The following is a 22,329-nucleotide window of genomic DNA, read 5'->3' as shown; positions in this document are numbered from 1 at the left end:
GAAAGTTTCCTATTAGCCCGAGACCGTACGGCGGACTCGGCGCGGGTGTCAATCGGTGGTGGTGAGTTAGGGTTACCTAACTATGGCGACTGGGGAGCTGTTGAGGCGGGCGATCCGGCGGCATCGGGGCCGGATGGTCGCGGGGGTGCTGGTGCTGTCGTTGCACCAGGCGACCGAGGCGGCGGTGCCGGTGGCGATCGGGATCTTCGTCGACCGGGCGGTGGCGACGGGGAACGTCCAGCCGCTGCTGTGGTGCGTGCTGATGATGGTCGTGCTGTTCGCCGTCCTGTCGAACGCCTGGAAGACCGGTGCGCGACAGGTGGTGCGCGCGATCGAGTACGAGACGCACCTGCTCCGGCTGGAGATCGCGCGGCGCGTGCTCGACCCCCGAGGGCACCGGACCGGGCTGCGGTCGGGAGAGCTGTTGTCGATCGCCACCTCCGACGCCGAGCGTGCCGCGCTCGTGATGCGCGGCGTCTCGATCGGGGCGGCCGCGTGTACGGCGTTGATCGTGTCGTCGGTGTCCTTGCTGCTGGTCGACGTGCCGCTGGGGCTCGGGGTGCTGATCGGCGTACCGCTGCTGGTGCTGGGGATCCAGGCGCTGTCGCCGTTGCTGACGCGTCGTACGTCGAGCCAGCAGGAGGCGGTGGCGCAGACGACCGCGCTGGCAACGGACCTGGTCAGTGGGCTGCGGACGTTGCGGGGGATCGGAGCGCAGCACAACGCAGCCGAGCGGTTCCGGCGATCGAGTCAGACAACGCTACGAGCCACGCTGCGTGCTGCGTCGACCAACGGCCTGCAGGACGGCGTGACGACCGCTTTGAGCGGCCTGCTGCTTGCTGCGGTGGCTGGTGTCTCTGGCTGGTTCGCGTTGACCGGACGGATCACGATCGGCGAACTGATCACCGTTGTCGGCCTGGCCCAGTTCGTGGCCGAGCCGGTGGGAACCCTCGGCTACGCAAGCCAGGTGATCGCCATGTCACGGGCCTCCGCCGAGCGCCTGGCGTCGGTCCTGTCCGCACCTCCGCTGGCAACCACCGGCACCTCAACCGCCATCGACGTGGACCAGCCTTTGCTCACGCTGCAAGGCGTTTCGCACGGGACGCTCGCATCGCTGACACTCGTCCTCGAGCCAGGCGAGTCCGTCGGCGTGCTCTGCTACGACCCCCGCGACGCAGACGCTCTGCTGGCGGTGATCGCCGGCCGCGCTCCGGATCACACCGGCACCGTCTTGGTCGGCGGTACCGCGCTCGAAGAACTGGACGTCGATGCAGTCAGGCGGACCGTGCTGCTGGAGCGGCATGAGACGGACCTGTTCGAAGGAACGTTGCGCAGCAACCTTCTGGTGGAGACAGGGCTGGAGCGTGTGATGACGGCTGCTGGTGCTGCTGACCTGATCGAGGAGCTGGATCGCCCGTTGGCGGACCGCGGCCAGTCGCTGTCCGGTGGGCAGCGGCAACGGCTCGGTCTGGCGCGGGCACTGCTGGCCGACCCGCCGTTGCTGGTGCTGCATGATCCGAGTACGGCGGTGGACGCGGTGACTGAGGAGTTGCTCGCGGAAGGGCTTGCTGAGGAACGCCTGGGCCGCACAACGCTGGTGTTGACGAGTAGCCCGGCCCTCTTGGGGAAGATGGATCGCGTCGTCGTCATCGACGGCGGCGTGGTGGTTGCTGAGGGCCCCCATGCTGACTTGGCTGCGGCGGACTCCGGCTACCGCGAGGCGGTGCTGCGGTGAAGCTGCTGCCAGTTGCGGGGCCCCGGGCGACCTGGGGCGTGCTGTGGCAAGAGATTCGGCGGCTGCCGGGGCTGTCGGCTGCTGCGGCTGTGGTGATCACCGGGGCCAGTGCGGCCGGTCTGGTCGCGCCTTGGGCTCTCGGTGTGCTGATCGACAACATCGGCGACAAGTCGGCCATCGTGCGGGTGGTGGTGCTGATCGGGCTGGCGGCAGTACTGGCCGGGGTCCTCACGGCTCTTGGCGTCACGCTGGTGGCACGGGTCGGTGAGACCGTACTCGCTCGTATCCGTGAACAGGTGCTTGACCGGGTGCTGCAGTTGCCCGCGCCCGTGCTGGAGAAGGTGCGGACGGGCGATCTGCTCTCGCGTGTCGGTGACGACGTGGCGTCGGTCGCGTCCGCCCTGACGGAAGTGGGTCCGTCGGTGCTCGGGGCGACGCTGACGATCGTGCTGACGGTGGGCGGCATGTTCGCGCTCGACTGGCGACTCGGCCTGGCAGGCCTGCTCGCCGTACCGATGTACTACCTCGCGCTGCGGTGGTACCTGCGCCGGTCGGCGCCGTACTACAAGCAGGAACGCGTCGCGATGGGCGAGCGGTCCGAGGCGATCATCGCGTCGCTGCGGGGCAGCGCGACGGTCCGCGCGTACCGGCTCGAGGACCGGCAGCTCGCGAAGATCGACGACACCTCCGGGGCGGCGCGGGACATCTCGATCACGGTGTTCCGGTTGTTCAGCTTCTTCTCGGCGCGGATCAACCACGCCGAGTTCACCGGCCTGACGGCGATCCTGGTCACCGGGTTCTTCCTGGTCCGGGACGATGCGGTGAGCGTCGGTGCGGTGACGGCGGCGGCCCTGTACTTCCACCGCCTGTTCAACCCGGTCAACGTGGTCCTGATGGAGTTCGACCAGATCCAGACCGCGGCCGCCGGGCTGGCGCGACTGGCCGGCGTACTGGAGATCGAGCCCGCGCCCGAACCATCTGGCGCCCACGACCCGTCGGACGCGTCACTTGAGCTGCACCGGATCACCCACGCGTACGACGGTCCGGACGTCCTGGCAGAGGTCTCACTGCGCCTCCATCCTGGCGAACGGGTCGCACTGGTCGGAGCGAGCGGTGCCGGAAAGACGACCCTGGCGGCGATCGCAGCAGGTGTGCTGGCGCCGTCGGCAGGGACAGTGCAGTTAGGCGGCGTCGGCCTCCGGGACCTCGGCGAGGATCGCACGCGCGCACAGGTCGCGCTGCTGAGCCAAGAGGTGCACGTCTTCTCTGGCACGCTGCTGGAGGACGTACAGCTCGCACGGCCTCACTCGACAGCCGCCGAGGTCGAGGCGGCGCTGGATCGAGTCGGTGCGCTGGGCTGGGTTCGTGCGTTGCCGGACGGTCTGGAGACGGTCGTCGGAGAGAACGGGCACCAGCTGACGGGCGCACAGGCCCAGCAGCTCGCCTTCGCCCGCCTGGTCTTGGCTGATCCGCCGATCGCTGTGCTCGACGAGGCGACCGCGGAGGCTGGGAGTGCCGGCGCGCGTGAGCTGGAGCGAGCTAGTCTGGCAGCAACGCAGGGACGCACCACGCTGGTTGTCGCGCACCGGCTGACGCAGGCTGAGCAGGCGGACCGGATCGTCGTGCTCGACCATGGGCGGGTGGTCGAGTCAGGGACGCACGACGCGTTGCTGGCGGCCGGTGGTCGCTATGCACAGCTGTGGCAGAGCTGGACCGGTACGGCTACGCCTGGTCGGCCAGCAGAGCGAACGACACCAGCCAGTGCGTCGACATGAAGTCTCCGTCGGTCACCGTCGGGAGCACGGCTTCGACCTGACGGTCCGCGCCTGCCCGTAGTACGTCGGCAACGTCCGGCACCGCAGGTGCGATCGTCCGTAGCTGCCAGGCCCGTGACAACGCCAGCCCGGACAGGTGTGCCAACTGCCCGTCGCCGGAGTTGTCGGTCACGGGTACCTCGAGCAGATGCGCATGGGCGCTCGTCCCCAGCCCCGGAAGGAACGCGGACAACCAGCCCGCGAACTCGCCGTCCGGCAGTACCCGGCGCATCAGCTCGGCCTCCGACAACGCCGGCGACAAGAAGTCAGTGCCCGACGGCTCGAACCGGGTGTCGTACGCCGTGTCCTCCCCGAACCACTCCAGCGCGCGAGCCCGGATCGCAGCCACCACGTCGGCGCGACCCAGCTCGTCGTACGCCTCCAGCAACAGCGCGAGCGCGAACGCCGAGTTGAGATGTACGCCGTGGCGCACCGGATACGCCTGCTTCGGCAGCCAGGCGAGCACGAGCTCCGCGATGACGTCGCCCAGCGGAGCGACCGCGTCCGCCCACTGCGTCTTGCGGGCGGCGGCGACCAGCATCGCCGCCCAGGCCCAGCCGTACGGCCGTTCGTACGACGGGCGCTCGCGCAGGTACGCGGCCTCGGTGGCGATCGCGTCGGGCGTCAGGCGCCGGTCGAGCACCTCGAGCGGACGACGGCCGACCTGGTCCGGCGCCAGCGTCAGCAACCGGACCAGGGACCACTGCATGTGCGCGCTGGAGTGCCAGTCGTAGGACCCGTGGAAGGCCGGGTGCAGGCGATCCGGGGTCACGTCGACGTCGTCCGGGCCGTGCGACGCGTGGGCCGCGCCGTACGGGTACGGCGTTTCGAGCACCTCGCAGGCGATGTTCGCCCAGGCAGCGGCGTACTTCATGGGACTCCTCTAGAAGGCGAAGACGTACATGATCAGGATGTTGCAGGCCAGCAGCGGGACCGCGGTGGGGATCTGTGCCTTGATCGGTCCGTACTGATCCTTCATCTCGAGCAGTGCGGCAGGCACCAGGTTGAAGTTGGCGGCCATCGGCGTGCACAGCGTGCCGCAGAAGCCGGCCAGCATGCCGACCGCGAACACGACCGCCGGCGTGCCGTCGAACTGCTGCACCAGCAACGGCCAGCCGACCGCGGCCGTCATCACCGGGAACGCCGCGAACGCGTTGCCCATGATGATCGTGAAGACCGCCATCCCGAGGCAGTACAGCGCGACCGCCGCGATCAGCGAGCCCTTCGGGATCAGGTGATCGGTCACCCGGCCGACCGCCTTGCCGACGCCGGAGGCGTTGAACAGCAGGCCCAGCGTGGCCAGCATCTGCGGCAGGATCGCGGCCCAGCCGATGTGCTCGAGCAGTCGCCGCCCTTCGTGCAGCGGCACGCCCGGGTTTTTGGGCCGGAGCAGTGCCATGCCGACGATCAGCGCGAGGATCGACGCGACACCGAGGCCGATGATGGTGGCGGACCCGGTCTGCAGCAGCAGCGAGCCGTCGCCGAGCTTCACCTTGGCCAGCCAGGCCCCGAAGATCGCCGCGACCACCGGGATCACCAGCGCCGGCAGGAAGAGCTTGTTGCCGAACCGGTCGGCCAGGCGCACGCGCTCGGCCGGCGTCGTCGTACGCTCCTCGCCCTTGCCCGGGAAGCCCGAGCCGGCCAGCACCGCCAGGCCGATCACCGCGATGCCGAGCAGCCAGGCCGGGGCCTGCTTGTTCACGACGAACGTGCCGTAGCCGAACGACAGGCCGAGGATGCCCCAGAACGCAGCGCTGCCGATCCGCTTCGGGTTGCTGCGGTCGTTGAGCACCTGCAGCGCGATCAGCACGAAGAAGATCCCGCAGAGCCAGTAGAACCACTCCACCTTGATCATCGCGCCGCCTCCTTGTCCGCCGCCTTGATCTCCGCCGCGAGCTTGTCCAGCTTCCGGTCGAGCAGCAGCAGCCGGGCGCCGTGGATCAGCAACGCGCAGATACCGGTCGGGATCGCCCAGAGCGCGATGTCGATCGCCTCCAGGTGCAGGCCGTACGTCGCGTCGACGAAGCCGGTGATCAGCAGGATCGAGCCGATCGCGACGAAGATGTCCTCACCGAAGAACAGCCCGACCGTGTCGGCGCTGGCCGCGAAGCCCTTGATCTTCTCCTGGATCTTGTCCGGGAGCTTGCCGCCGTACCGGCGTTCCGCGGCGCCGGCGGCCATCGGGTGGATGAGCGGCCGGACCGCCTGCGCGGGACCGCCGATGCTGGTCAGGCCGAGGGCTGCGGTCCCTTGCCGGATCAGCAGATAGACCGCCAGCAGGCGGCCGGTGGTGACGACCTTCAGCTTGCCGATCAGCTTGCGGGCCTGCTGCTGCAGCCCGTAGCGCTCGATCAGCCCGATGACGGGCAGCGTGACGATGAAGACGGTGACGGACCGGCTGCCGGCGAAGCCGTCGCCGAACGCGTTCAGGATCTTGACCGGCGACAGTCCGCCGATCAGGCCGGCGACGATACCGGCCGCGGTGACGACCAGCATCGAGTTGATCCGGAGGGCGAACCCGACGACCACCACCGCGATGGCGAGCAGAACCCACATGGTTCCTCCCGGGAGGGACAGGGCGATTCCGCTCACCATAGGAGATTGTTGAACGATCCTGCAATGGATCATTCGAACAAATCTTTCGGACACACAACAACGCGCCGTGACCGCGTGGGTCCGGCGCGTTGTCGTACGGCGTGCGAAGAAGGGTTAGGGGAGGCGCCAGTCGACCGGCTCGGCGCCCTGCTCGACGAGGAGGGCGTTGACGCGGCTGAACGGGCGGGAGCCGAAGAAGCCGCGGTCCGCGGACATGGGGCTCGGGTGGGCGCTCTCGACGTACGGTGTGCTGCCCAGCATCGGCTTGAGGGTCTGGGCGTCGCGGCCCCAGAGGATCGCGACCAGCGGGCCGCCGCGGGCCACCAGTGCGTGGATGGCCTGCTCGGTGACGCTCTCCCAGCCCTTGCCGCGGTGCGCGCCGGACTTGCCGGGCTGCACGGTCAGCACTCTGTTCAGCATCAGCACCCCCTGGTCCGCCCAAGGGGTCAGGTCGCCGTTGGAGGGTGCCGGTACGTCGACGTCCGCCATCAGCTCGCGGTAGATGTTCGCGAGACTCCGCGGAATCGGCCGTACGTCCGGGGCCACCGAGAAGCTGAGCCCTACCGGGTGTCCGGGCGTCGGGTACGGGTCCTGCCCGACCACGAGCACCTTCACCTCGGCCAGCGGCCGGTGGAACGCCCGCAGCACGTTCTCCCCGGCCGGCAGGTAGGCCCTGCCCGCAGTGATCTCTCCGCGCAGGAACTCACCCATCTGCGCCACAGTGCCTTCGACCGGAGCCAACGCTTCCGCCCAGTCCGGCGCCACCAGATCCGACAACGTCTTAGGACTCACCCGCCACAGTCTCGCAGCACTGCGGCACACGTTGCACCCCGGGTTGTCGCCTGCTGTTCGCGTGTCGCTCGAACGCCGGTCTTGCCCGAGAGGGTACAAAGGTCGCGGCCCCGCAAAGGTATGAGCTTGCGGGGCCTTTGCTGTGCCGGGCCTTAGTTGGCCAGGTGGCGCAGGGCTGCGGCGTAGCGGGTGGCGGCGTAGTGCTGGGCCTTGCGGGTGAGCGGGCCGGCTATGCGGGTGTACCAGGTCGCGGGTCGGCTGTAGGCGCGGATGGTGGCATGGACGCCGTCAGCGTCCCGGGTGACGAGGAAAGACTCCTCACCCGCTTCGGGGTGGCCTACCAGCGTGCCGTAGGCGAAGCCGATGCGGTCCGGCTCGTCGACGACCCGGACGACGCGGCAGGGGACCGGCAGGCCGAGCTGGGTGCGCGTCCGGAGCGGCGGAATGAGCATTCCCGGGCCGAGACGCCCCAGCGAGTCGGTGCCGACCTCTGGTGGCGTCGACGTTGCCGTCACCGGGATGCCGGCCGCGCGGTGCATGCGCCACGTCAGCAACGCGTCGGCGGCCCGCCGGAACACCTCGTCCCCGGCGCCGATCCGCTCCCGGTACTCCAGCCGGTGATACCCCTCGGGCACCTCGTCGTACTCCGTGCAGCCCACCTCGTCGTACGTGAACCGCAACCTCGCCAGATCTTCCAGCCTCATCGAACTCCTTCCCGTCGCATCGCCAGCACACCGCACAACCCGAACCCCACCGCATTCGCCACACCGTGTGTAGCAACCATCCACTCCAACGGCAGGTACGGCGTATTCACCACATGTCCTAGTGCCCAGCTGACAGCCAGCAGCATCGTCAGTACGAGCACCGAGCCCGACACGATCAGCAGGACCGCCGTGGTCCGGTCCGCCCGCCGCGACCGCCGCCACAGGTTCCAGCCGACCAGCCACATGCCCGCGGTCAGGACGACGGCCCCTGCGAGCTCCACAAGGTCACCGAGGAAGAACCCGAGCAGAACGATCGCAGTACCCAGCGGAACGCTCACAGCCGCCACACCGTCCGCAGCCAGGTAGGCCATCAGCGCGGCCGCGAAGCCGGCGAAGTGGAAGTGGGCGACTGTCAGCGACAGCACCGTCAGGTTGAAGCCGAACAACTCGTACGACGCACGCTCCGCGACCAGCGCGAGCGCTGCAATGGCAGGGGTGACCAGGGCGGTGTAGAGAGCCACCTGTCGCGGACTGAGTGTCCTGTGCCGGAGGAAGTGCCGCGCGGCCAGTCCGGCCAGGACGAGCGTGCCGGCGAAGTAGACGGATGCCAGCGTGATCGACAGAGCGCCGCGCGGCAGCCAGAGCGCGATCACTCCGGGAACGGCGAACGCGAACCACCAGCGGGTGCTGGTGGTTCGCGTCGGGAGGAGGGTGAGGCCGAGGGGGACGACGATGAGCATCCCCAGGCTCACCACCGCGTGGACCAGGTGGGTCAACTGCTCTTCAGGCCGGTGGTGTTGTCGTTCTTGATGGCGTCGAAGAGGGCCTTCGCCTTGGCTGTGTCCCACTTCACCGCGGAACCCCGGTTGCAGCACAGGCCGTAGTTGTCGTCGCTCGTCGGCACACTCAGCGCGACGCCGCCGCTGCCGGAGATCGCCTGCATGCCGCGCGCGAACCGGACGAAGTCGAACAGGCTCATGTCCTTGTCCACGGTGAGCGCGTCGACGCCCTTGGTGGCGACGTTGAAGTACCGGACCGGGTTCAGGAACGTCGACGGCGAGGCGGCCTTCTTCGCGACCGCGCCGACCATCTGCCGCTGCCGCTCGGTGCGGCCGAAGTCGTTCTTCCCGTCGGCCTTGCGGGACCGCACGTAGCCGAGCGCGTTGACGCCGTCCAGTTCCTGGCAGCCGGCCGGCAGGTCGATGTGCGCGTCCTTGTCCTTCATTGCCTTCGGCAAGCACATGTTGATCCCGCCGACGCTGTCGATCACCGAGGCGAAGCCGCCGAAGCCGACCTCGACGTAGTGGTCGATGCGCAGCCCGGTGTTGTTCTCGATGGTCTGGATCAGCCGCGCCGGGCCCTGGTTGAACGCAGCGTTGATCTTCTGCTTGCCCTCGACGCCGGGGATGTTGACCGCGCTGTCGCGCGGGATGCTGATCAGCACCGTCGGCCCGGACTTCGGGACGTGCATCAGCATGATCGAGTCGGTCCGCGGCGGCCCGGCGTCACCGCCGGTGTGCAGCCGCGCACGCTCGGCCCGGCTGAGGTCCTCGCGGGCGTCCGACCCGACCATCAGGTACGTCGTACCGGGCGTCTCGGCCGGCCGCTGACCGGTCGGCATCGCCTCGATCTTGTCGATCCGGCTCCAGGCGTAGAGCGGGACCGCGATCAGCATGAGGACGAACAGCAGGACGATCAGTCCGACGGTCCGGAGGAACCAGTTGCGGCGCTTCTTCGGGCGTCGCGACGGGTTCGCGTATCGCGGGTCGATGGGCTGCGTTTCACTCATAGCCATGACCGTATCGGTGCCGGGCCCCGGAACACGTCACCCCACTGAATGGTTTTACACGTCGGAAAGTCGACGGCGCCTCCGTCAAAGGGAGGAAATCCGCCCGGAGATCGAACCGGAGCGCCGGAACGCGACCGGCGACATCCCCACCCTGGCGGCGAACAGGCGGCTGAAGTACGCCGGATCGTCGTACCCGACCCGCCGCGCGACCGCCGCCACCGGCAGGTCCTCCTCGGCGAGCAAAACCTTTGCAGAGCTCAGCCTGGTGTTCAGGACGAGTTCATGCGGAGTTGAGCCCGTCGTACGACGTACGGCGTCGCGCAGCTCGGTGACCGTGAGACCTAGCTCACTGGCGTAGTCCTGAATGCTCATCGGGGTACACGCCAGCTCGGCGAGTCGCGCGGCGACGCCGTCACCCGCGGTCGTTCCAGCGTGACCGATCAGGTCGTAGAGCGCGCCGGTGAGCTGCACGGCGTTGTGCTGCGTGCTGACGCGGAGCAGTCGAGTGAACGCGCGGTCGATCGGCCGCGGGTCTCTGTACCGCCGGACGGGCTGGCTGGGATCGAGGTGCCCGAGTGAGCTGAGCGCTACGGTCGCGGGCCCGCTGAACAGCGTCCAAGCTTGCCGCCAGCGAGTGCTGGGCCGGTAGCCGTGCAGTACGCCGGGGAACAGCGTCAGCAGGGCGGGCGCGCGCACCTCGTACAACTCGCGGTCGGGGCCGTGCAGGAGCTCGCCGCGTCCTTCTCTGAGCCAGACGAGCGCATGGCAGCCGAGAGCGCGCTCCGGAGCAGCGCCCGGGCCGTGTGTCTGCTCCCCGGCGCCGAGACAGAAGAGTCCAAGCTGATGCTCGATAGCCCCCGGGGTCAAGTAGGTCGACCAGTTCTGCACGGCTACAAGAGTCCAAGAAGCCAGCACCGGGTGTCCATTCCGCTGATGGCCGACCGCCGGTGGAATGGAGGGGTGCTGACGTCTAACGGATACGTGCTCGATGAGCGGCGGTTGGGTCAACTGGTTGCGGTGCCGGACGAGGAGCGGGGTGATCGGACCGCGCTGCGCGCCAGGCTGCAGCGGGACGGGTACCTGTTTCTGACCGGGCTGCTAGACCCTGCGGCGGTGTGGGCGTTCCGCGAGTACTACTTCGGGTTGACGGGCGCCGCCGCGGACAGAGCGTCGTACCGGAAGGTGTTGTTCGAGGAGATCGTGCCGGGCGTGGAGTACGCGGCGTTCTGCACACAGCCGGCGTTGAAGGGCTGGTTCGAGTGGTTCCTCGGCGGTGAGCCGTTCCTGCACCGGCGGAAGATCATCCGCCAGACGGCGCCCGGTGAGAACGGCATCGGTACGGCGACGCAGGCGCACTACGACCTGGTGTACCTGCGCGGCGGCAGCGACCAGGTGTTGTCCGCCTGGATCCCGCTGGGAGACTGCCCGGTCAGCCGCGGCGGACTGACCTATCTGGAAGGCAGCCACCACAGAGTGCTCGAGGAGGAGGCAGCGGGCCGGCTGAAACGCCCGGCCGCGTCCATCACTGCGGACCTGCCCGCACTGGCGACGCAGTACGACGCCAACTGGCTGGTCACCGACTACGCGGCCGGAGACGTCGTCGTCCACACCGCACACACCGTCCACGCGGCTCTCGACAACGTGTCGACGGACATGCGCCTGTCGACCGACATCCGCTACCAGCGCGCAGACGACGCCGTCGACGCCCGCTGGCAGCACCACTGGCACGACCACGACGGCCTCTGAGCACTAGTCGCGAATGACAATCATTTCGATTAAGGTGTCTCCGGAAGCGAGCAACCGAGTCCGAGGAGAGCCGTGAACCGCAACGAACTGATCGCCGGCGTGGCACAGAAGGCGGGTATCCCGCGGAACCAGGCCGAGAAGGTCATCGACGCGCTGGACGACGTCGTCACCGAGGCCGTGCAGCGCGGCGACAAGGTGTCGCTGACCGGCCTGCTCAGCATCGAGCGGGTGATGCGCGCGCCGCGCACCGGCCGCAACCCGCAGACCGGTGAGCCGCTGAGCATCCCGGCGGGCTACTCCGTGCGCCTGTCGTGCGGAAGCCGCCTCAAGGCCGCAGCTCGAGGCGACCTCCGCACCATGCGCTGACCGTCAGCGGCGGACCGCCGTGGCCCAGTACTGCGTGGTCGGCGTCGGCGGGGTGCTGAACCGGGCGTTCGCCAGGTAGAGCCGGTTGCCGAACGCGGCCGCGGTCGTCGGGATGTCGAAGCCCGGATCGGTGATGATCCGGACCTGCCGGCCCGACGTCCCGGTCCGGTTCAGCTTCACCACCGCGACCCGGTTGGAGAAGTTCTGCACGACGTAGAGGGTGCGGCCGAGCAGAAGCATCCCGTCGCCGTTCGTCATCAGTGTGCCGCCGAGGTCGACGCGCTTCGTGACACCGGTCCGCGGATCGACCCGGAACAGGAACCCGGTCGACGACTGCACGATGATCAGCGCGCGGCCGTCCGGCGTCAGCGTGATGCCGTTGCCGTTGAACCCGGTCGGATCGTGCACGTAGTCGCCGCTCAGCGGCACGGTCCGCACCTTGTTCAGCAGTTGACCGCGGCGGCCGATCGGCACCTGGTACACGACGGGACGGCTGGAGTCGGTGAACCACGCGCTGGTCCGGCTCAGGACGACGTCGTTCACGAACGTCGCCGTCGCGGTGGTCAGCGGGTAGCTCTTCAGGATCTTGCCGGTCCGGATGTCGACGACGCGAGCGGTTCCGCTCGGACCACCGGCGATCCACAGCCGCCCGCGGCTGTCCGCCTTCAGTCCGACCGACGGCGTCCCGGGTCCCTGGCTGATCACCTTCCCGCGGCCGGTCCGCAGCGAGGCAGCGTAGATGTCGCCGTCGACCAGCGAACCGAAGTACGCCGTACTGCGGCTGATCGCGATGCCTTCCGGCTGGAAGCCGTTCGGCAGCGCGATGCGCGTCGGGAACACCTTCGACTGCCGCGACGTCTCGGTGGTGCCGAAGCGGACCCGGTCGCACGGTGAGTCGTAGACCGATTGCTTGACGACGGCCGGACCCGGTGCGGGTTCACCGGAGGCGGCCGCCGACGTGGAGACGAGGCCCATCACCAGGACGGGCAGGCCGAGAGCGGCCATCACATGACGGACATGCCGGATATTCATGATTCCTCCCCTTCGGCACACCGTAGGACGGTCGGCGGCAGTGCGGAACGGCTCAGCGGCCGACTGCCGTGACCCAGTACTCAGTGGTGGGGGTCGGTGACGTCGTGAAGCGGGCGTTCGGCAAGTAGAGCCGGTCACCGAACGCCGCGGCGGTCGTCGGTACGTCGAAGTCCGGGCTGGTCAGCTCGGCGGCCACCGTGCCCTTGGTGCCGGTGGAGTTCAGCGTGAGCACCGCGATCTTGTTCAGGCGGTTCTGGACGACGTACAGCGTGCGGCCGAGCAGCAGCAGGCCGTCGCCGTTCGTCATCAGCGCGTCGCCGATGTCGATCCGCCGCGCCACCCCGGTGCGCGGGTCGACCCGGAGCAGGAACCCGGTCGACGACTGCACCATGATCAGCGCCCGGCCGTCCGGGGTCCGGGAGATGCCGTTCGCGTTGTTGCCGGGCAGGTGCTGGTAGTCGCCGCTCAGCGGGATCGTCTCGGGCTTGCCGTCGGAGACCTTGTAGAAGACCGGCTGCTGCGAGTCGGTGAAGTACGCCGTGTGCCCGGCGAGGATCACGTCGTTCACGAAGGTCGGCGTCGCGGTGGTGAACGTGTAGCTCGCCAGGACCGTGCCGGTGCGGGTGTCGATCACCCGCCCGTTGCCGCCGGCGGCGCCCGCGACGAAGAGGCGGCCGAACGGGTCGACCTTCATCCCGAGCGATCCGGTGCCCGGACCCTGGCTGATCACCCGGCCGCGGCCGGTCCGCAGGTCGGCGGCGTAGATGTCGCCGTCGGCGCGGGAGCCGAAGTACGCCGTACCGCGGGCGATCGCGATGCCTTCCGGCTGGAATCCGTCCGGCAGCTCGATCCTGGTGGGGTAGGGGGCCGGCGCGGCGCCGGCTGCCTGTGCGCTCGCGAGGCCCAGCAGTACGGCGGGGACGCCGGCGAGCGCGGTGCGCCGACGGACGAGGTGTGACATGGGCGGGGTCCTCCCTGATCCGTGGTCCTTTACCCGGAAGAACGGGACGCTCCTGTGGATAGTTCAAACCGGCGGATTCGCGAACCGGGTATGTTCGCTGGCAGCAACTCGACTTGGGACAAGGGGTCAGGGATGACAGCAGGAATCGACGACTCGGCGGCGGTTCGCCCGCAGGACGATCTGTACCGGTTCGTGAACGGGACGTGGCTCGCGGAGCACGAGATTCCCGCGGACAAGGCGATCCACGGCGCGTTCCACGCGCTCTGGGACACCGCCGAGCAGGACGTCCGCGCGATCGTCGAGAAGACCGTCGCCGCCGGGCACGCCGAGGGCAGCGAGCCCCGCAAGATCGCCGACCTTTACAGCAGCTTCATGGACACCGAGACGATCGAGCGCCTCGGCGCCGAGCCGATCGCGGACCAGCTCGCCCTCGTCCAGGGGGTGACCGACGCGGCCGGACTGGTGTCGGTCCTCGGGCAGCTCGAGTTGCAGGGCGTGCCGGGTGTCTTCCACTACTGGGTCGACGCCGACGCCAAGAAGTCCGACGAGAACATCGTCCACCTCACCCAGGGCGGCCTCAGCCTGCCCGACGAGTCGTACTATCGCGAGGACACCTTCGCGGAGATCCGGACGGCGTATGTCGCGCACGTGGCGACGATGCTGGAGCTCGCCGGCCTGTCCGACGCGACGGCCGCCGCCGAGCGGATCCTCGAGCTGGAGACCCGGCTGGCCGGCTCGCACTGGGACCGGGTGAAGGACCGGGACGTGCAGCTGACCTACAACAAGCTCGACCGGGCCGGGCTCGAGGAGCTGACGCCCGGCTTCGACTGGGCGACCTGGCTGACCGGTGCCGGCGTGCCGGACAGTGCGTTCGCGCAGGTCGTGGTCCGTGAGCCGGACTACCTGACCGCGGCCGCGGCCGCGCTGCAGGAGGTCGAGCTCGACCGGTGGAAGGAGTGGCTCGCCTGGCGGATCGTGCACAGCGCCGCGCCGCTGCTGAGCCAGGCCTTCGTCAACGAGAACTTCGCCTTCTACGGCAAGACCCTGACCGGTGCGCCCGAGCTGCGTGAGCGCTGGAAGCGCGGCGTCGGCGCGGTCGAGTCGGCGCTGGGTGAGGCACTCGGCAAGCTGTATGTCGCGGAGCACTTCCCGCCGGACGCCAAGGCCCGCATGGTCGACCTCGTGCAGAACCTGGTCGCCGCCTACCGGCAGCGGATCGAGGCGCTGGACTGGATGGGTCCGGACACCAAGCAGCGCGCGCTCGAGAAGCTCGGCACCTTCGTGCCCAAGATCGGCTATCCGGACGAGTGGAAGGACTACTCGGCCCTCGAGATCGACCCGGCCGACCTGTTCGGCAACGTCCGCCGGTCGGTCGCGGTGGAGACCGCACGCGACCTGGCCAAGCTCGGCAAGCCGGTCGACCGCAACGAGTGGCGGATGACGCCGCAGACGGTCAACGCCTACTACAACCCGCGGATGAACGAGATCGTCTTCCCGGCCGGCATCCTGCAGCCGCCGTTCTTCGACCTGGTCGCCGACGATGCCACCAACTACGGCGCGATCGGCGCGGTGATCGGTCACGAGATCGGCCACGGCTTCGACGACCAGGGCTCGCGCTACGACGCCGACGGCAACCTGAACGACTGGTGGACCGACGAGGACCGCGCCGCCTTCGAGCAGCGCACCGACAAGCTCGTCGCGCAGTACGACGCGCTCGAGCCGGCCGAGACCCCCGGCCAGAAGGTCAACGGCAAACTCACCCTCGGCGAGAACATCGGCGACCTCGGCGGTCTGTCGATCGCGTATGTCGCCTACCAGCTCTCGCTGGACGGCGCCGACGCCGACGAGGCCGGCAGCGAGCGGTTCTTCGCCGCCTGGGCGCACGCCTGGGCCACCAAGACCCGTCCCGAGGAAGCCGCGCGCCGCCTCACCATCGACCCGCACTCCCCGCCGGAGTTCCGCTGCAACGCGGTGGTGAAGAACATCGACGCGTTCCACGCCACCTACCAGACCGCCGACTCCGACGGCATGTGGCTAGCGCCGGAGGACCGCGTCCGGATCTGGTAGCACGACCCGTCACCTGATCCGGCGCCCGACGCCGGGCGCTGGATCAGGTGGCTGGATCAGGTGGCGGGATCAGCGCACCCGTCGCCACATGGTCCGGTGCGGGATGCCGTCCTCGACGAACTCGGGGCCCTCGGCAACGTATCCGAACTTCTCGTAGAAGCCCTGGGCGTACGTCTGCGCGTCGAGGACGCTGTCGGTGTCGCCGACGATCTCCAGGGCGTCCTTCATGAGCTGCGCCGCCAGCCCCCGGCCGCGGGCCTGCGCGGCGGTCGCCACCCGGCCGATCCGCATCCGGCCGGGCTCGGTCAGCAACCGCAGGTACGACTGGATCGCGCCCTGCTCCTCGATCCACAGGTGATGCGTACCGGCGAGCAGGTCGCGCCCGTCGAGCTCCGGGTACGCACACTCCTGCTCGACGACGAACACGTCGACGCGCAACCGGAGCACGTCGTACAACTGCGCTGCCGTCAGCTCGCTCCCGATGATGTGCACCGGCTCTTCCTACCAGACTCGGGCTAGGAGGCCATCCAGTTCTGGATGCCGTCGACAGTGCGGGGCATGGCCTCGGAGAGGTTCTCCGGGCCGTTGTCGGTGATGAGGATGTCGTCCTCGATCCGGATGCCGATGCCGCGGAGGTCCTCGGGGACGGTCAGGTCGTCGGACTGGAAGTAGAGGCCGGGCTCGACGGTGAGGACGTAGCCGGGCTGGACGGTGCCCTTGCGGTAGTTCTCGTCGCGGGCCGCGGCGCAGTCGTGGACGTCGAGGCCGAGCATGTGGCTGACGCCGTGCAGCGTGTACCGCTGGTAGAGGCGGCTCTCCGGGTCGAGTGCCTCCTCGGCCGACACCGGCAGCAGCTCCATCGCGTCGAGGCCGCGGACGATGACCTCCATCGCCGCCTCGTGCCCGGCGCGGAACGCGGCTCCCGGAGTGAGCGCCGCGATGCCGGCGTTCTGCGCGTCGAGGACGAGCTGGTACAGGTCCCGCTGGCGCGGCGTGAACTCGCCGTTCACCGGGAGCGTTCGGGTGATGTCGGCGGTGTACAGCTGCCGGTTCTCCACGCCCATGTCGAGCAGCATCAGCGTGCCGTCGTTCACCGGGCCGTCGTTCTCGATCCAGTGCAGCGTGGTCGCGTGCGGGCCGGCCGCGGCGATCGACGTGTAGCCGACGTCGTTCCCCTCGGCGCGCGCCCGGCGCCAGAACGTGCCCTCGATCCAGCGCTCGCCGTACTGCCGGACCTTGTCCATCTCGGCGAGGACGTCGGAGAAGCCGCGGTGCGTGATCGCGACCGCGTCCCGCAACTGCTCGAGCTCGTACGCGTCCTTGACCAGCCGCAGCTCCGACAGCGTCGCCGCCAGCTCGTTGTCCTTCAGGTCGTCCGTGCGGGCGCCGGTCAGCAGCGCCGCGAGCGACTGGTCCTCGTCGCGCCGCACCCGCGTCGGTACGTCGCTCTTCAGCGCGTCGGCCAGTTGGTCGACGTGCCGCGTCTCGATCCCGAACTCCTTCGCGGTCTCGGTCAGCGACGGCCGCCGGCCGGCCCACAGCTCGCCGTACATCCGGTCGCGCCAGAACTCCTCGCCCTGCGAGCGGTCGGCGCGCGGGCGGAAGTACAGCACCGCGTCGTGGCCGGTGGTGCCGTTCGGCTCCAGGACGAGCACCGCGTCGGAGGTCTGGTTGCCGGTCAGCCAGACGTAGTCGGTGTGCGGGCGGAAGACGTAGTCGGTGTCGTTCGAGCGGACCTTGTAGGTGCCGGCCGGGATCACCAGGCGCTCGCCCGGGAACGCCTGGGACAGCGCGTCCCGGCGCTTCGCCGCCCACACGCCGGCATCGGCCAGTGACAGATCGTGCCGCTCGGAGTCGGCCCAGCCGGAGTTCATGAACGCGCGCAGCTTCGGGCTCGGCTCGTTGTCGTGCGAGGCCGTCTTCGGCGCTGTGGTCTCAGTGGCCTCAGCGGCCTCGGTCGTCTCGGTCATCGTCGACCAGTCCTCATCTCGGCGCGGCGGTGGTGGCGCCGGTCGTGGCTACTCGTGGCTACGGATGCAGTTCGTCCCCGCGCAGGGTGCCGGTGTCGGGCAGCGCCTCGGCGGGGTCGGAGCCGATGCGGGTGATCGCATTGTGCTCGTCCACGAAGACTACGCTCGGTTCGAAGACCTTCGCCTCGGCGGTGTCGAACATCCCGTACGCGATCAGGATCACCAGGTCGCCCGGGTGGATCAGGTGCGCCGCCGCCCCGTTGATACCGACGATCCCGGACCCGCGCGGCCCCTCGATCAGGTACGTCGACAGCCGCGCGCCGTTGGTGATGTCGACGATGTCCACCTTCTCGCCCGGCAGCAGGTCGGCCGCCGCCATCAGCTCGGCATCCAGCGTGCACGACCCGACGTAGTCCAGGTCCGCCTGCGTCACCGTCGCCCGGTGCACCTTCGACTTCATCAGTTCGCGCCACATGGCGGCCATGATCCGGCCCATCCGGGCTTCTGTCAGTGGCCGCCATCACCCAACCGGTTCAGTGCGCCGGCTCGGGCTCCTTCGGCGCCGGGACGGGCGGGAGGTTCCGGCGCAGGGTCTCGCCTTCGACGTCGACGTTCGGGAGCAGGCGGTCGAGCCAGCGGGGGAGGTACCAGGCGCGCCGGCCGAGGAGTGCCATCACCGCCGGTACGACGGTCATCCGGACCACGAACGCGTCGATCGCGACCGCGAGGGCCAGGCCGAAGCCCATCTCGCGGATCAGGGTCTCGCCGGACAGGATGAAGCCGGAGAAGACCGCGGTCATGATCACGGCCGCCGCGGTGACGACGCGGGCGCCGTGGGAGAACCCGTCGACGACGGAGGCGCGCGGTGCCGCGCCGTGGACGTGTTCCTCGCGCATCCGGGTCACCAGGAAGATCTGGTAGTCCATCGCGAGCCCGAACACGACACCGATCAGGAAGATCGGCAGCATGCTGATCACCGGCCCGGTCTGCCCCTCGATCCCGAACAGCCCGGCCAGCCAGCCCCACTGGAACACCGCGACCAGGGCGCCGAACGTCGCCACCACGGTGAGCAGGAACCCGAGCGTCGCCTTCAGCGGCACCAGGATCGAGCGGAACACCAGCATCAGCAGCAGGAACGCGAGCCCGACGATCAGCGACAGGTACGGCAGCAGCGCACCGCCGAGCTTGTCCGAGATGTCGATGCTGACCGCGGTCGCCCCGGTGACCGCCACCTCGGCGCGGTCCTGGTCAGGCAGCGACCGGATCGCCCCCACCAGGTCCTTGGTCTCCTGCGTACTCGGCCCGCTCGACGGGATCACCGTGAGCAGCGCCGTGTTCCCGGCCGGGTTGAAGACCGGCGGCGTCACCATCGTGACGTCCGGCAGCCCGCGGACGGCGGCCGCGGTCGCCGTGGCGGCGGCGCGCGGATCGGCCGACGCGCCGGCGTCCACCACGACCATCAGCGGGCCGTTGAACCCGGGCCCGAAGCCCTCCGAGAGCAGCTCGTACGCCTTGCGCTGCGTCGAGTCCGGCGCCGCCGTACTGTCGTCGGGCAGGCCGAGCTCGAGATCGGTCGCCGGGATCGCGAGCGTGCCGAGACCGATGACGGTCACCAGCAGCACGGCCAGCGGGCGGCGGGTGACGAAGCCCGCCCAGCGGCGTCCGGCCGTCGACCGTCCGGCCGCTTCCGGATCGCCGCCACGTAGACCGGGAATCCGGCCGCCGAGAACGCGCCGCCCGGCGAATCCGAGCAGCGCCGGCAGCAACGTGAGCGCGATCGCGACCGCGATGACCACGGTGAACGCGGCGGCCAGACCCATCTGGGTGAGGAACGGGATGTCGACCACGAACAGCCCGGCCAGCGCGATCACGACGGTCAGACCCGCGAAGACCACGGCCGATCCGGCCGTGCCGACCGCCCGGCCGACCGCCTCCTCCGGCTCGAGCCCGGTGCTGAGCTCGTGCCGGTACCGCGACATGATGAACAGCGCGTAGTCGATCGACACGGCGAGCCCGATCATCAGCGCGAGGATCGGCGTACCGGACCCGATGTCGACGAACCCGCTGACGACGGAGATCGCCGTCACCCCGATGCCGACCCCGATGATTGCTGAGAGCAACGGCAGGCCGGCGGCGATCAGCGAGCCGAACGTGATCAGCAGCACGACGGCGGCGACGCCGATGCCGATCACCTCGGTGAGCGGCTGCTCGCCCTGCGCCTGCAGTGCGTCCCCGCCGTACTCGACCGTGAGACCGGCCGCGCGGGCTGGTTCGACCGCATCGGCGACCGCCTGCTGCGCTTCCGGGGTGATCTCCTGCGCGGTGACCTTGTAGGTGACCTGCGCGTAGCCGGTGCGGCCGTCGGGTGAGATCGCCTTGGCGGTGAAGGGATCCACGACGCGGGCGACCTGTGGCGCGGCGGCGAGCCGGTCCAGGGTCTGCCGGACCGGCGGCGTGTCGGTGAGTTTCTGGCCGGCGGGGGCCTGGAACACGATCCGGGCGGTCGCGGCGTCGGCGCCGGCCTGCGGGAAGCGCTCGTTCAGCAGGTCCGCGGCACGCTGCGACTCGGTGCCGGGAATCGAGAAGCCGTTGGCGGTCTGGCCAGAGAGCGTCGCCGCGCCAGCGATCCCCGCGGCGAGCAGCCCGAGCCAGATCAGGACGACGAATCGTCGCCGGCGGAAGGCGAAACGGCCGAGGCGGTAGAGATACGTAGCCATACCGCCGATGCTTCCGGTGGGCGGTCGTCGCCCGCGTCGGCCGGCCGCGGGCTTCTCGGCGTACCGCGTTCGCCGTACCGGCTACCGCGTCTGCGGTACGCCGGGACGCACGAGGCCGGTCTGGTACGCGAGGACGACGAGCTGGGCGCGGTCGCGGCAGTCGAGTTTCACCATCGCCCGGTTCACGTGAGTCTTCGCCGTCGAGGGGGAGAGCACGAGGCGCTCGGCGATCTCGTCGTTGGACAGGCCGAGGGCGACCAGGCCGACGATCTCGCGCTCGCGGTCGGTGAGCACGTCGAGCAGGCCCGCGCCGACCGCGTGACCGGCGGTGGGTTCGGCCAGGAAGCGGTTCATCAGGCCGCGGACCGCCTTCGGGGACAGCAGGGCGTCGCCGCGGGCAACCACCCGGATGGCGTCGATCAGCTCGGCCGGCTCGACACTCTTGCCGAGGAAGCCGCTGGCGCCGGCGCGGATCGCGTCGAACACGTACTCGTCGACCTCGAAGGTGGTCAGGATCAGCACCTTCACGCCCGCGAGCGCCTCGTCGGCGGTGATCATCCGGGTCGCGGCGAGGCCGTCGACCTCGGGCATCCGGATGTCCATCAGCACCACGTCGGCCCGCTCGGACCGCGCGAGCTCGACGGCGTCCCGGCCGTTCGACGCCTCAGCAACGACCTCCAGATCTGGTGCCGAGCTCACCAGCACCCGGAACCCGCTCCGGATCAGCGTCTGGTCGTCGGCCAGCAACACCCTGATCGTCACCTTCAACTCCAGTCTCCAGAGGAAGCACAGCACGTACTGCGAAACCGCCCGCCTGCTCATGCCCAGCCACCAGCTCGCCGCACACGGCGGCAACCCGCTCACGCATCCCGATCAGCCCATGCCCGGCCCCCAGGTGCGTGACGGCGGGACCGGCGGGGTGCGGACCGGTGTCTGTTACCTCTACCGTCAGGCTGGTCGGGGTGCGGGTGATGCGGACGTCGGCTGTTGCACCGGGGGCGTGTTTCAGGACGTTGGTCAGGGACTCCTGGACGATTCGGTAGGCCGTGAGCTCTATGACGTCCGGGAGTTCGCCGAGCGCCGGCGGTTGGGTCCAGTTGACCTCCACGCCTGCCGCGGTGAAGGAGTGGATGAGGGCGTCCAGCTCGTTCAGTGAAGGGGCCGGCGCGGTGGGGAGTGGGGAGCCGGAGCGGCGGAGTACGCCGAGGAGAACGGTCAGTTCCTGGAGCACCGTGCGGCCGCCGGACCGGACCAGGGCCAGCGCGCGCTCGGCCTCGTCGGGCTGGGTTCGCAGGACGTGGGCCGCGACCCCGGACTGCACGTTCATCAAAGCGATGTGATGAGCGATGACGTCGTGCAGCTCGTGCGCGATCCGCAACCGCTCCTCGATCACCCGCCGCTGCGCCTCCTCGTCCCGCGACCGTTCGGCCCGCAGCGCCCGCTCCTCGAGCTCCACCAGCCAGGCGCGCCGGTTCCGCACCGCCTCGCCGATCGCGCCCGAGAACAGCACGAAGAAGACCAGACCGAGGTTGTCCAGGACGTCCCCGCTGACGAACAAGGCCTCGGCGACCAGCGTCGCCAGGGCCGTGCCGATGACCACCACGCAGCGGGTCAGACGGTCGTCCGTCGACAGGACGACGGTGTAGACCGCGACGCCCATGAAGAGCACGATCGGGCTCTTGGCCTGCTCGGCGATGACGAAGGCGATCGCAACCCCCGTCGTCACCACCAGCACAGTGATCGGCGCCCGTCGCCGGAACGTGAGCGCAACGGCACCCACCACGGCCAGGACGACGACCGTCGCGTTCAGCTCGATCCGCTCGCCGACGTGCTTGCCGCCGGGAACCAGCAGGTTGATCAGCAGGATCGTCAGGGCAAGAGCAAGGTCCAGCGCCAGCGGATGCCGCGCCGAGGCACGGCAGAACCGGATGAGCCGCTCCATCCCTTCACAGTACGGGTCCGCTCTCCGGACCGCCTCGTCCTGCGGCGGTATCCCCGCCCTACCGCAGACGCAGTAGAGCTGCAGCTCGACAGTACGTAT

The 22,329-nt window shown here is 69.5% G+C and carries 21 protein-coding genes; 5 read left to right on the top strand and 16 right to left on the bottom strand.

What is annotated here, in order from left to right; genetic code table 11:
• Positions 1-82: 82 nt before the first annotated feature.
• Both ABZW60_RS04710 and ABZW60_RS04705 read left to right on the top strand, forming a co-directional pair.
• Positions 83-1,735: an ABC transporter ATP-binding protein gene (locus tag ABZW60_RS04710; protein ID WP_355474035.1), complete on the top strand. Its 1,653-nt coding sequence runs from the start codon at positions 83-85 to the stop codon at positions 1,733-1,735.
• Positions 1,732-3,510, top strand: a complete 1,779-nt coding sequence (locus tag ABZW60_RS04705; RefSeq protein ID WP_355474034.1) for an ABC transporter ATP-binding protein — start codon at positions 1,732-1,734, stop codon at positions 3,508-3,510. Before ABZW60_RS04710 ends, ABZW60_RS04705 begins: the two co-directional genes overlap by 4 nt.
• On the opposite strand, the gene ABZW60_RS04700 is transcribed toward ABZW60_RS04705, so the two are convergent.
• The 8 genes from ABZW60_RS04700 to ABZW60_RS04665 all read right to left on the bottom strand — a co-directional run bounded on the left by ABZW60_RS04700 (position 3,458) and on the right by ABZW60_RS04665 (position 10,317).
• Complete coding sequence (locus tag ABZW60_RS04700; RefSeq protein ID WP_355474032.1) at positions 3,458-4,423, bottom strand: DUF2891 family protein; 966 nt, start codon at positions 4,421-4,423, stop codon at positions 3,458-3,460. The genes ABZW60_RS04705 and ABZW60_RS04700 overlap by 53 nt on opposite strands.
• 9 nt (positions 4,424-4,432) lie before the next feature.
• Complete coding sequence (locus ABZW60_RS04695; RefSeq protein WP_355474030.1) at positions 4,433-5,404, bottom strand: DUF979 domain-containing protein; 972 nt, start codon at positions 5,402-5,404, stop codon at positions 4,433-4,435.
• A complete protein-coding gene (locus ABZW60_RS04690) occupies positions 5,401-6,105 on the bottom strand; it encodes a DUF969 domain-containing protein (RefSeq protein ID WP_355474029.1) in 705 nt (234 codons plus the stop codon). Before ABZW60_RS04690 ends, ABZW60_RS04695 begins: the two co-directional genes overlap by 4 nt.
• Positions 6,106-6,258: 153 nt before the next feature.
• Positions 6,259-6,936, bottom strand: coding sequence for a uracil-DNA glycosylase (locus tag ABZW60_RS04685; protein ID WP_355474027.1), 678 nt, complete (start codon positions 6,934-6,936; stop codon positions 6,259-6,261).
• Between the two features lie 152 nt (positions 6,937-7,088).
• The gene (locus tag ABZW60_RS04680) at positions 7,089-7,640 is read right to left on the bottom strand and encodes a DUF1990 domain-containing protein (protein ID WP_355474026.1); all 552 of its coding nucleotides are present in this window, start codon (positions 7,638-7,640) and stop codon (positions 7,089-7,091) included.
• Positions 7,637-8,416 (bottom strand): YndJ family protein, encoded by a 780-nt coding sequence (locus ABZW60_RS04675; protein WP_355474024.1) that lies wholly within the window; start codon positions 8,414-8,416, stop codon positions 7,637-7,639. The genes ABZW60_RS04680 and ABZW60_RS04675 overlap by 4 nt, the downstream gene beginning before the upstream one ends.
• Positions 8,413-9,429 (bottom strand): LCP family protein, encoded by a 1,017-nt coding sequence (locus ABZW60_RS04670; RefSeq protein ID WP_355474022.1) that lies wholly within the window; start codon positions 9,427-9,429, stop codon positions 8,413-8,415. The genes ABZW60_RS04675 and ABZW60_RS04670 overlap by 4 nt, the downstream gene beginning before the upstream one ends.
• Positions 9,430-9,513: 84 nt before the next feature.
• Complete coding sequence (locus ABZW60_RS04665; RefSeq protein WP_355474020.1) at positions 9,514-10,317, bottom strand: AraC family transcriptional regulator; 804 nt, start codon at positions 10,315-10,317, stop codon at positions 9,514-9,516.
• Between the two features lie 111 nt (positions 10,318-10,428).
• Between ABZW60_RS04665 and ABZW60_RS04660 the strand changes: the two genes are divergently transcribed.
• Both ABZW60_RS04660 and ABZW60_RS04655 read left to right on the top strand, forming a co-directional pair.
• A complete protein-coding gene (locus ABZW60_RS04660) occupies positions 10,429-11,175 on the top strand; it encodes a phytanoyl-CoA dioxygenase family protein (protein ID WP_355474018.1) in 747 nt (248 codons plus the stop codon).
• Between the two features lie 72 nt (positions 11,176-11,247).
• Positions 11,248-11,541, top strand: coding sequence for an HU family DNA-binding protein (locus tag ABZW60_RS04655; RefSeq protein WP_355474016.1), 294 nt, complete (start codon positions 11,248-11,250; stop codon positions 11,539-11,541).
• 3 nt (positions 11,542-11,544) lie between these two features.
• Here the strand turns inward: ABZW60_RS04655 and ABZW60_RS04650 are convergent, their stop codons facing one another.
• Complete coding sequence (locus ABZW60_RS04650; protein ID WP_355474014.1) at positions 11,545-12,573, bottom strand: superoxide dismutase; 1,029 nt, start codon at positions 12,571-12,573, stop codon at positions 11,545-11,547.
• Between the two features lie 52 nt (positions 12,574-12,625).
• Entirely contained in the window at positions 12,626-13,534 is a 909-nt protein-coding gene (locus tag ABZW60_RS04645; protein WP_355474013.1) for a superoxide dismutase, read from the bottom strand.
• Positions 13,535-13,666: 132 nt separating this feature from the next.
• Between ABZW60_RS04645 and ABZW60_RS04640 the strand changes: the two genes are divergently transcribed.
• Entirely contained in the window at positions 13,667-15,601 is a 1,935-nt protein-coding gene (locus ABZW60_RS04640; protein WP_355474011.1) for a M13-type metalloendopeptidase, read from the top strand.
• A gap of 69 nt (positions 15,602-15,670) precedes the next feature.
• Here ABZW60_RS04640 and ABZW60_RS04635 read toward each other — a convergent pair whose 3' ends face one another.
• The 6 genes from ABZW60_RS04635 to ABZW60_RS04610 form a co-directional block, all read right to left on the bottom strand.
• Positions 15,671-16,093 carry a GNAT family N-acetyltransferase gene (locus ABZW60_RS04635; RefSeq protein ID WP_355474010.1) on the bottom strand — a complete coding sequence of 141 codons (423 nt, stop codon included), beginning with the start codon at positions 16,091-16,093 and terminating at the stop codon, positions 15,671-15,673.
• A 23-nt stretch (positions 16,094-16,116) separates the two neighbouring features.
• Positions 16,117-17,571: an aminopeptidase P family protein gene (locus ABZW60_RS04630; RefSeq protein ID WP_355474008.1), complete on the bottom strand. Its 1,455-nt coding sequence runs from the start codon at positions 17,569-17,571 to the stop codon at positions 16,117-16,119.
• Between the two features lie 58 nt (positions 17,572-17,629).
• Positions 17,630-18,046: an aspartate 1-decarboxylase gene (panD, locus tag ABZW60_RS04625; protein WP_355474006.1), complete on the bottom strand. Its 417-nt coding sequence runs from the start codon at positions 18,044-18,046 to the stop codon at positions 17,630-17,632.
• A 58-nt stretch (positions 18,047-18,104) separates the two neighbouring features.
• Positions 18,105-20,288 carry an MMPL family transporter gene (locus tag ABZW60_RS04620; protein WP_355474004.1) on the bottom strand — a complete coding sequence of 728 codons (2,184 nt, stop codon included), beginning with the start codon at positions 20,286-20,288 and terminating at the stop codon, positions 18,105-18,107.
• Positions 20,289-20,369: 81 nt separating this feature from the next.
• Entirely contained in the window at positions 20,370-21,050 is a 681-nt protein-coding gene (locus ABZW60_RS04615) for a response regulator transcription factor (RefSeq protein ID WP_355474003.1), read from the bottom strand.
• Positions 20,953-22,230 carry a sensor histidine kinase gene (locus ABZW60_RS04610; protein ID WP_355474001.1) on the bottom strand — a complete coding sequence of 426 codons (1,278 nt, stop codon included), beginning with the start codon at positions 22,228-22,230 and terminating at the stop codon, positions 20,953-20,955. The genes ABZW60_RS04615 and ABZW60_RS04610 overlap by 98 nt, the downstream gene beginning before the upstream one ends.
• Positions 22,231-22,329 lie beyond the last annotated feature (99 nt).

The sequence above is a fragment of the Kribbella sp. NPDC003557 genome (genome assembly GCF_040610805.1).
GTDB lineage: Bacteria > Actinomycetota > Actinomycetes > Propionibacteriales > Kribbellaceae > Kribbella.
The sequence above is the reverse complement of the archived record's forward strand: the minus strand, read 5'-3'. Positions and strand labels throughout refer to the sequence as shown.

Bases quoted from the DNA above. Each gene is read 5' to 3' on its own strand.
- ABZW60_RS04710 (WP_355474035.1), top strand. From the start codon at position 83: ATGGCGACTGGGGAGCTGTTGAGGCGGGCGATCCGGCGGCATCGGGGC.
- ABZW60_RS04695 (WP_355474030.1), bottom strand. From the start codon at position 5,404: ATGATCAAGGTGGAGTGGTTCTACTGGCTCTGCGGGATCTTCTTCGTG.
- ABZW60_RS04620 (WP_355474004.1), bottom strand. From the start codon at position 20,288: ATGGCTACGTATCTCTACCGCCTCGGCCGTTTCGCCTTCCGCCGGCGA.
- ABZW60_RS04700 (WP_355474032.1), bottom strand. From the start codon at position 4,423: ATGAAGTACGCCGCTGCCTGGGCGAACATCGCCTGCGAGGTGCTCGAA.
- ABZW60_RS04650 (WP_355474014.1), bottom strand. From the start codon at position 12,573: ATGAATATCCGGCATGTCCGTCATGTGATGGCCGCTCTCGGCCTGCCC.
- ABZW60_RS04690 (WP_355474029.1), bottom strand. From the start codon at position 6,105: ATGTGGGTTCTGCTCGCCATCGCGGTGGTGGTCGTCGGGTTCGCCCTC.
- ABZW60_RS04670 (WP_355474022.1), bottom strand. From the start codon at position 9,429: ATGAGTGAAACGCAGCCCATCGACCCGCGATACGCGAACCCGTCGCGA.
- ABZW60_RS04630 (WP_355474008.1), bottom strand. From the start codon at position 17,571: ATGACCGAGACGACCGAGGCCGCTGAGGCCACTGAGACCACAGCGCCG.
- ABZW60_RS04680 (WP_355474026.1), bottom strand. From the start codon at position 7,640: ATGAGGCTGGAAGATCTGGCGAGGTTGCGGTTCACGTACGACGAGGTG.
- ABZW60_RS04645 (WP_355474013.1), bottom strand. From the start codon at position 13,534: ATGTCACACCTCGTCCGTCGGCGCACCGCGCTCGCCGGCGTCCCCGCC.
- ABZW60_RS04640 (WP_355474011.1), top strand. From the start codon at position 13,667: ATGACAGCAGGAATCGACGACTCGGCGGCGGTTCGCCCGCAGGACGAT.
- ABZW60_RS04610 (WP_355474001.1), bottom strand. From the start codon at position 22,230: ATGGAGCGGCTCATCCGGTTCTGCCGTGCCTCGGCGCGGCATCCGCTG.
- panD (WP_355474006.1), bottom strand. From the start codon at position 18,046: ATGTGGCGCGAACTGATGAAGTCGAAGGTGCACCGGGCGACGGTGACG.